The sequence below is a fragment of the Nocardia arthritidis NBRC 100137 genome, assembly GCF_001612765.1.
GTDB classification, from domain to species: Bacteria; Actinomycetota; Actinomycetes; order Mycobacteriales; family Mycobacteriaceae; genus Nocardia; species Nocardia arthritidis.
On sequence record NZ_BDBB01000035.1, the window covers coordinates 63,785 to 71,533 of the forward strand.

General features: G+C 69.3%; 9 protein-coding genes. 6 read left to right on the forward strand and 3 right to left on the reverse strand.

Annotated elements, in window-relative coordinates:
- Positions 1-208 precede the first annotated feature (208 nt).
- Together NA8_RS23260 and NA8_RS23265 are read left to right on the forward strand one after the other, a co-directional pair.
- Complete coding sequence (locus NA8_RS23260) at positions 209-571, forward strand: hypothetical protein (RefSeq protein WP_063052474.1); 363 nt, start codon at positions 209-211, stop codon at positions 569-571.
- A 41-nt stretch (positions 572-612) separates the two neighbouring features.
- Positions 613-1,551 carry a protein kinase family protein gene (locus tag NA8_RS23265; protein ID WP_157106868.1) on the forward strand — a complete coding sequence of 313 codons (939 nt, stop codon included), beginning with the start codon at positions 613-615 and terminating at the stop codon, positions 1,549-1,551.
- A gap of 8 nt (positions 1,552-1,559) precedes the next feature.
- Here the strand turns inward: NA8_RS23265 and NA8_RS23270 are convergent, their stop codons facing one another.
- From NA8_RS23270 to NA8_RS23280, 3 genes are all read right to left on the reverse strand, one after another.
- Positions 1,560-2,036: a hypothetical protein gene (locus tag NA8_RS23270; protein ID WP_157106869.1), complete on the reverse strand. Its 477-nt coding sequence runs from the start codon at positions 2,034-2,036 to the stop codon at positions 1,560-1,562.
- A 189-nt stretch (positions 2,037-2,225) separates the two neighbouring features.
- A complete protein-coding gene (locus tag NA8_RS23275; RefSeq protein ID WP_063052477.1) occupies positions 2,226-3,011 on the reverse strand; it encodes an ABC transporter ATP-binding protein in 786 nt (261 codons plus the stop codon).
- 193 nt (positions 3,012-3,204) lie between these two features.
- Positions 3,205-4,251, reverse strand: a complete 1,047-nt coding sequence (locus NA8_RS23280; RefSeq protein ID WP_063052478.1) for an ABC transporter permease — start codon at positions 4,249-4,251, stop codon at positions 3,205-3,207.
- Positions 4,252-4,381: 130 nt separating this feature from the next.
- Between NA8_RS23280 and NA8_RS23285 the strand changes: the two genes are divergently transcribed.
- The 4 genes from NA8_RS23285 (at position 4,382) to cobM (ending at position 7,616) form a co-directional block, all read left to right on the forward strand.
- Positions 4,382-5,623 (forward strand): sensor histidine kinase, encoded by a 1,242-nt coding sequence (locus NA8_RS23285; RefSeq protein WP_174550124.1) that lies wholly within the window; start codon positions 4,382-4,384, stop codon positions 5,621-5,623.
- Positions 5,620-6,237, forward strand: a complete 618-nt coding sequence (locus NA8_RS23290) for a response regulator (protein ID WP_063052479.1) — start codon at positions 5,620-5,622, stop codon at positions 6,235-6,237. Before NA8_RS23285 ends, NA8_RS23290 begins: the two co-directional genes overlap by 4 nt.
- A gap of 30 nt (positions 6,238-6,267) precedes the next feature.
- Positions 6,268-6,693, forward strand: coding sequence for a PPOX class F420-dependent oxidoreductase (locus tag NA8_RS23295; protein WP_063052480.1), 426 nt, complete (start codon positions 6,268-6,270; stop codon positions 6,691-6,693).
- A 155-nt stretch (positions 6,694-6,848) separates the two neighbouring features.
- Entirely contained in the window at positions 6,849-7,616 is a 768-nt protein-coding gene (gene cobM, locus NA8_RS23300) for a precorrin-4 C(11)-methyltransferase (protein WP_063052481.1), read from the forward strand.
- The last annotated feature ends 133 nt before the right edge of the window (positions 7,617-7,749 follow it).

A 7,749-nucleotide genomic window follows, 5' to 3' on the forward strand; every position in this document is an offset into this window, starting at 1 on the left:
CCCAGCACCACCCCCCCGAACCCATCGAGTCACCTCGAGCTGGGATCGCGATGTCTCTGGAGGCGTGCTTGTGAGACCTTGCCGCGAGAAACCGACCGTCCAGTAGTAAATTTCCTCATCGGACGTCGACATTCCGATCCGGGAGCTTTCGCCGGTCGGATGTCGGACCGCTGCCGGAGCGGTTCGTCGCAGGTGAAGGTGAGGGTTCATGGCCGAGGGCGCGCCGACTCTGGTCGCAATCTATGACGTGGGTTATCCGCAAGCGCGCCGAGTAGCCGAATTCAGGTTGGATCCCGGCGGTGGCGTGACGCTCACTGTGGCCGATCGCGACGGATGCCTGATGGCCGAAAGGCTGTACGAGCGCGGTGTCGAAGTCTTCGACCCGCCCGCGCGAATCATGCCGGACGACGGCCCGCTCTTCTTGCGTGCGTTGCTCGAGTCGCGGGCGATGAGTTACTACCGCGTCGTCGATGAAAGCCCGGACGAGCCGAAGCGGCTCAGCGCTCGCACCCCGTGGTCGGCGCGCCCGGCCTCGGGCTCGGATGGCGCGTCGGCGCCGCCCTCTCGGTGAGAGACAGTGTCACCCCTTTACTTCGCAACATCACCCGGCGCTTGACCAGAACCCTCGATCTGGGGACGCGGACGGCCGCGGGCACCTATCGGCGCACCGGTAGAACGCTGGACCTGGGCGCTCGTACCTTCCGGGAGGCCGACGAGCGATCGTCGCATCTGCTGGAAGAAGCGCGTACCCGGATACAGGTGCACCCGGCGCAGGCGGCGCGGCAGCGCACGTGGAATTACCAGGCCAGTGCCGCCGAATCCGCCATGCGCGCGCGTCGGCTCACCGACGACGTCGAGTTCGACGGCGACATGAGAGAAGCCGTGCAGAGGAGCTCGACCACGGTGCGGAAGATGCGTTCCGACGATGGCGAATTGAACATCTACAAACCGATTCATGGTGAGCAGTACGACTCGGGGTTGCCTTTCGTGCACGCTCCTGGTGCCCTGACGAGCCGGGAGATCGCGGCATACCGGGTCGACGAACTGCTCGGTTTCGGCAGGGTGCCGCCGACCGCACGGACGGAGGGCGTAATCGGCCCCGACGGCAGAGCGTCCGGGCCCGGCATGATCCAGCAGTTCGTCGAGTCCAAGCCCGCCCGGGCGGTGGGCGAGTATCCCAAGGCTCAGCAACAGCAGGTCGCCGTACTCGACTACGTGATCGGCTCACTCGATCGTCATCCCGGCAACTATCGCACCGTCGAACGCGAAGGGCGGCTGGAGGTGGTCGCCATTGATCACGGTCGATCGTTTCCGATGTCGATGCGACCGCTCGAAGTGCAGATTGATTCCGACTTCGTCATGGCACAGAAGGGTCAGCGCCTCGAAGACGATGTGCTGCGTGCGGTCCAGAGCGTGGACATGGATCGCTTTCGGGAGGCGCTCGGAGACGCCGGTCTACACGGCAACGTCATCGACGGCGCGGTGACACGGCTGGAGAAGATGCGAGAGCTCGGCATGATCCCAGCCGATGCCAGGGCCCTGCCACCCTGATCGCAGGATCACTCGGCCTGCGGATGCGGGCGCTGTTCGATCGTGTTCCGCGCCCGCGCCCACACCTCTCGGGGGTCGAACCGGGCGGCCTGCCACGAGTCGGTGGCGACTCGGACTCTGCCGCGCCACTTTCGCATGATGTCGGTGTGCACCGGCCACCGGACGAAACGCCGCATGTCCTGCTCGGTTTCCCACACCGAGATCGAGCCGCCGCGTGACTCCGACGGCCGAGCCCACAGCCACAGGCCGACCGCGCCGTGCATCACCGGCCAGTTCCGGCCCAGCCGCATCCCCGTCTTGTAGATCTCCTGGACGTCCTCTTCGGAGGTGGCGAGGAAGTCGGTGACGCTGACGAACACCGGGCCCGGCGCATCGCGTCGCGGCCCGGCTTGCCATGGCATGAGCATGGTCCCGGTGGAGAAGGGCTGTTCATCGGACCCGCTGCGTTGATCGTCGGATTGGTGATCCACAGGGTTTGTAAGCATATGTAGATGATATGCAGATGCTTACTTGTTTGCCAACCCGCACTGCCGGTGTTGGCCGCGGAGACCTGCCGAAACCGAATGGCCGCTTCCGTGTCGACCACCGACGGTCGTGGTGTGACGCGCTGTCCCTCGCCGAGCGAGACTGTGTACCTCGCGTCGCTGAGCGATCAATCGGTCGACACCGCATCGTCAGCGCAGCTGATACGCCGATTCCCCGGGCGGCGGCGCCTCGAGACCTGACGGCAGTTGCTCGGTCGGAACGGTTTCCGTAGTGAGGCGTCCGTCGACCATCCGGTAGACGGCGTTCATTCGGTGTAGGTGGGAGCGGTCGTGGGTGACCAGGAGCGTGGCGGCCGCGTGGTCGTGGGCAACCGACAGGATCAGGTCGATCACGGCCGCGCCGCGTTCGGTGTCCAGCGCGCTGGTGGGTTCGTCGATCACCAGGAGAGACGGGGTGTTCATCAAGGCGCGGGCGATGTTCACTCGTTGCCGCTGTCCGCCGGACAGTTGCGCGGAGTGCTTGTCCCGCTGATCGGCGAGCCCGACCGAGTCCAGTAGGGCCAGTGCTCGATCGCGCGTCATGCGGCGATGTCGGCGCGAGGTGATGATCCGCTGGCCGAGGTGCGCCATCGCCTCGAGTTGCTCGACGGCGGTGAGCGCCGGGATCAGGTTCGGTTGCTGGAAGACGATGCCGATCGATGAGCGGCGCAGCGCCGCGGCTTCGCGACGGCTCACGGTGGCGAGATCGACTACCCCCTGCGGTGTTCCGAGTCGAACGTGCCCGGAGTCCGGGCGGATCAGGGTGGCGGTCACGGCCAGCAGGCTGGATTTGCCGGAGCCGGACGGGCCGGTGATGGCGGCGATCTCGCCGCCGTTGACGCGCAGGTTCACCCGGTCCAGCGCGGTGAGGCGGCCGGCGCCGTCGGGGTAGGTGAGTGTCACGTCCGCGAGGGTGAGTGTGGTGGTGGGTGTCATCTCGGATCTCCGGTGCTGTGGGCGGTGGTGCGGACCAGCGGGCCGTTCTGGTGTTCCGCCGGCGGGTGATCCGCACCGGCGGGGGCGTTCGGGTGGTCGGTCGGCGGGTGATCCATCTGCGGTGGTAGAGGCCGCACGCCGCCGGAAGGGGAAGGGCGGCTCGGGGATTCAGCGGCCGGGGTGGCGCGGTGATTCAACGGCCCGCCCCGAGTGCGGTGAGCGGGTCCGCGGTGAACAGGAAGCGCAGGGCGAATGCCGCGCCGAGCAGGCCGAGGAGGATCAGGGCGGCCGCGGGGAGCAGCGTCGTGGCCGGGCTCGACACGAACGGCACCGCGTCGCCGAGCAGTGTCGCCGCGGCGACGGTGATCCCCAGGCCGGTCGCGACCCCGGCGGCGAGCACGATCGCGGCCTGGACGAGGGCGTCGCGGACGAGAGAACCCGAGGTCGCGCCCAATGCCTTCAGCGTGGCGATGTCGGGCATCCGCTGCATCGTCCAGACGGTGAAGAACGAGCCGATCACCAGCGCGGAGATGGCGAACAGCAGGACTGTCATCAGGGTGAGCGAGCCGTTCTCGGCCCGGTAGGAACCGATCGCCGACCGCGCCTCGGACAGGTCGGTGGTCCTGGTGTGCGCGGAGGCGTTCACCGCCGCCCGATCAGCCGCCCCCGACACGGCGAGCACGGTGGCCGCGCCGGAACGAGGGTTGAGCGCCTGCCAGTCGGCGAGCGTCGTCCAGACCACCGGCGCGTGGCTGTACCAGTCGTCGCCGCGTACGACCGACACGGTGAAGGCGCGCCCGCCGATGACCACGGAATCGCCCGCTCCGGCGTCGAGCTCGTGGGCGGCGCCGGTACTGAGCTCCACCGTCCCCGCTTCGGTCGCTGAACGATTGCCGAATCCCGCTTCGGTGCCGAAGACTGCGATCTGCGCGGGAGCGCGGCCGTCCCGTCCGGCCTTGCTCCGGGCTATGCCGATCGGCGTCACCGCGCTCGCGGCGGACCGCCACGTCGCGATCTGGTCCTCGGTCAGCACCGATCCGTCGAACGAGGGGTCGCCGCCCGTGTCGGCGAAGACCAGGGTGTCTCCCGGCAGGGACTCCACAGCCGAGACGTTCCGGTGCGCGAGACCGGCGGTGAGTCCACCGAGGAAGCTCACCAGCAATGCCACCAGCGTGACCACGAGTGTGATCAGGACGAAACGGCCTCGTGCGGCGCGAAGATCTCGGAGTGCGAGGAACATGTCTCCACCCTCGCGCGGCGCGAGCCCGCGTCCATCGCGCCGGGGAAGGAAGCGCGGGTGGGCGAAAGTCGGTGGTCGTTTTCCACCTTTCGATGGATGCCACGGCAATAGCCGTACATAAGCTGGCTGCGTGCACCCGTCTCCGCTCACCCCCGTCTTCACCACGCTGCGGCTCGGTCTGCACGTGCTGATGGCGGGTTTGGCGGGGGTGGTCGCGGTGCGCGCGCTGCTACCCGGCGCCGCGTATCCGGCCGCGATCACGAGCCTCACCGCCGCATTCCTGGCGACGTACTTCGCGGGCGCGGTGGCGGCCGGAAGACGGCGCGCGATCTGGATGTGGCTCGGCGCGTTGACCGCGCTCTGGCTCGGGCTCGTCGCGCTCGCGCCGGACGCAGGCTACCTCGCGTTCGGCCTGTTCTTCCTCTATCTGCATCTGCTGGCGCGTCCGTGGAATCTCTGCGCCGTCGCCGCCGCGACCACCGTGGCGGTAGTGGGCTTCGGCCTGCATCGTGGCTGGTCGGTGGCCGGTGTCGTCGGGCCGGTGATCGGAGCGGCCGTCGCGGTCGGCATCGGGCTCGGCTATCAGGCGCTGTTCCGTGAGGCGGCCGAACGGCAGCGGCTGATCGACGAATTACTCCGCGCCAGAGCGATATTGGCCGACCGGGAGCGCACGGCGGGCAAGCTCGCCGAGCGGGAGCGGCTGGCCGCCGAGATCCACGACACGGTGGCGCAGGGATTGAGTTCCATTCAACTGTTGCTGCACGCCGTCGAGCAGGAAGCGCCGGATCACCCGGCGGTGCACCGGATTCGGCTGGCCAGGGAAGCGGCGGCGGAGAACCTCGCCGAAACCAGGAAACTCATCGCCGAGCTGGCTCCCGCCGCGCTGGAGGGACAATCCTTGGTCCAGGCGCTGGAGCGGATCACTGTGCGCGCCGAAGCTCCCGGCCTGGAAACCCGGTTCGTGGTGGAGGGGCCGCCGGAGCGACTGCCGATGCCGATCGAGGCCGCGCTGCTCCGGATCGCGCAGGGCGCGGTCTCGAACGTGATCCGCCACGCCGGGGCGAGCCGGATGCGCGTGACGCTCACCTACGCGGACGACTCGATCCATCTCGACGTGGTCGACGACGGGGTTGGCATCGCACCCGACCTACTCGAGCGAAGCCCGTCGGGATCGTTCGGGCTCGCCGCGATGCGGTCGCGGGTCCACGAGCAGGGCGGCGTCCTGGCTGTCGAGTCCGAACCCGGGCACACGGCGGTCACCGTGTCCTTTCCGCTCGACCCGGGCACTCCGGATTCCGCCGACCCGCCGGCCCGGGAGGCGCGCGTGCGAGGCGCGAGGCGGCGGGACAGAGATACGGAGGGGCGCGAGTGATCCGCCTGTTGCTCGCCGACGACCACGCGATCGTCCGAGCCGGATTGCGCGCGCTGCTGGACGTCGCCGACGACATCACCGTCGTGGGCGAGGCGGCCACCGCGGAGGCGGCTGTCGCGTTCTGCGCGACCACTCCGGTCGACCTGGTGCTGATGGACCTGAGCTTCGGGTCCGGCCGGTCGGGGGCCGACGCGACCGCTCGGCTGCGCGAGCTGGCGACCCCGCCGAACGTCCTCGTGGTCACCAACTACGACACCGACGCCGACATCCTCGGCGCCATCGAAGCGGGCGCCTGCGGCTACATCCTCAAGGACACGCCGCCCGCCGAACTGCTCGCCGCCGTCCGGTCGGCCGCGACGGGCGACAGCGTGCTCTCGCCCGCGGTGGCTTCCAAGCTGATGACCAGGGTGCGTCGCGCCGACACCACGCTGAGCCGGCGCGAGATCGAGGTGTTGCGGCTGGTCTCCGACGGCCGGTCCAACCGCGAGATCGCCAAGCAGCTGTTCCTCAGCGAGACCACCGTCAAATCCCACCTGGTGCACATCTACGGCAAACTCGGCGTGCGCTCGCGCACCTCCGCCGTGGCGCGGGCACGCGAGCGCGGCATGCTGTGACGCCGCCCGGTCGCGACCTAGGGTGAGCGGATGGCCTCTCTCTCCGATCCCGAAATCCGCGAGTTCCTCTCCCACGGCACCCGTACCGGCAAGGTGGCGTTCGTGACCGCCGACGGCAGGCCGATGGTGACGCCGGTGTGGTTCGTCGTCGAGGGCGACGAGCTGGTCTTCAACACCGGCAAGTCCACCGCGAAGGGCAAGGCATTCACCAGGGACGGACGTATCGCGGTGTGTGTGGACCTGGAGGAGCCGCCGTATGGGTCGGTCCAGCTGCGGGGCACGGTCACGCTCTCGGAAGACCCTGACGAACTGCTGCGCACCGCCACCGAGATCGGCGGGCGGTACATGGGCGCGGACCGCGCCGAGGAATTCGGCAAGCGCAACGGCGTCCCCGGCGAATTCGTCGTCCGACTCCGGCCCGACAAGGTGATCGCCCACTTCGACGCCACCGCCTGAGCGGCCGGTCGGGCGTCGCCGTTCCGAACGTCTCGCACAGCTGTCCGGCGGGCAGGGGTATCGAGTGAACAGCACCCGTGCCGCGATGAACCCTGTGCCGTGCTCGGTGTCGGTCGCCGGGTGGGCGATGTGCGGCGGTCAATACACTCGCGCGCATGACCGTGCACTTCATCGGGGCCGGGCCGGGCGCGGCCGATCTGCTGACGGTGCGCGCGGTCGAGTTGCTGCGCGCGTCGCCGGTGTGCCTGTACGCGGGGACCTATCTGGATTCGGGCGTGCTGGCGTACTGCGCGCCGGACGCGGAGTTGGTCGACACCCAGCACCTGGACCTCGATCAGATCGTCGAGCGCTTGGTGCGCGCGGACCGCGCGGGCCAGGACGTGGCCCGCTTGTGCTCGGGCGATCCGTCGCTGTACTCGGCGCTGACCGAGCAGACCCGCAGGCTCGACGCGCACGGGGTGCCGTGGGATGTCACGCCGGGCGTGCCCGCCTATGCCGCCGCGGCGGCGGTGCTCGGCGCGGAGCTGACGGTGCCTGAACTGGTGCAGTCCGTGGTGCTGACCCGCACCCAGGCCCGCTCCACCGCGATGCCCGAGTCCGAAGCGCTGGCGAACTTCGCCGCCACCGGCGCCACGCTCGCGCTGCACTTGGCCATCACCCGCGTCCGCGCCCTGGCCGCCGAACTGAGCGCCGACTACGGCCCGGACTGCCCGGTCGCCGTCGTCTACCGCGCCAGCCAGCCCGAGCAGCTGATCCTGCGCGGAACTTTGGCCGACATCGCCGACCAGGTCGAGGCCGCCGGACTGCGGCAAGCGGCGGTCATCCTGGTGGGCCGCGCGCTCACGCCCGCTGTGTCGTGCGTGGAATCCCACCTCTACGACCCTGTACGCGTGCGTGGATCGGCAGGTGGGTCGCGTGAATAGCGGACTGTGACCCGCTGTCTGTCGGTCAGCGGTCGCGGCGAGCGCGGGCGGGGAGCCAATGGCGCCGCGGTGATCTTGGTCGCGGTGCTCGTTCGGTGACGGCAGCTGCCGTAGGCACCCGCCTTCGTCGGCG

Coding starts and splice junctions, on each gene's coding strand:
- NA8_RS23260 (WP_063052474.1), top strand. CDS start 209: ATGGCCGAGGGCGCGCCGACTCTGGTCGCAATCTATGACGTGGGTTAT.
- NA8_RS23270 (WP_157106869.1), bottom strand. CDS start 2,036: ATGCTTACAAACCCTGTGGATCACCAATCCGACGATCAACGCAGCGGG.
- NA8_RS23275 (WP_063052477.1), bottom strand. CDS start 3,011: ATGACACCCACCACCACACTCACCCTCGCGGACGTGACACTCACCTAC.
- NA8_RS23280 (WP_063052478.1), bottom strand. CDS start 4,251: ATGTTCCTCGCACTCCGAGATCTTCGCGCCGCACGAGGCCGTTTCGTC.
- NA8_RS23295 (WP_063052480.1), top strand. CDS start 6,268: ATGGCCTCTCTCTCCGATCCCGAAATCCGCGAGTTCCTCTCCCACGGC.
- cobM (WP_063052481.1), top strand. CDS start 6,849: ATGACCGTGCACTTCATCGGGGCCGGGCCGGGCGCGGCCGATCTGCTG.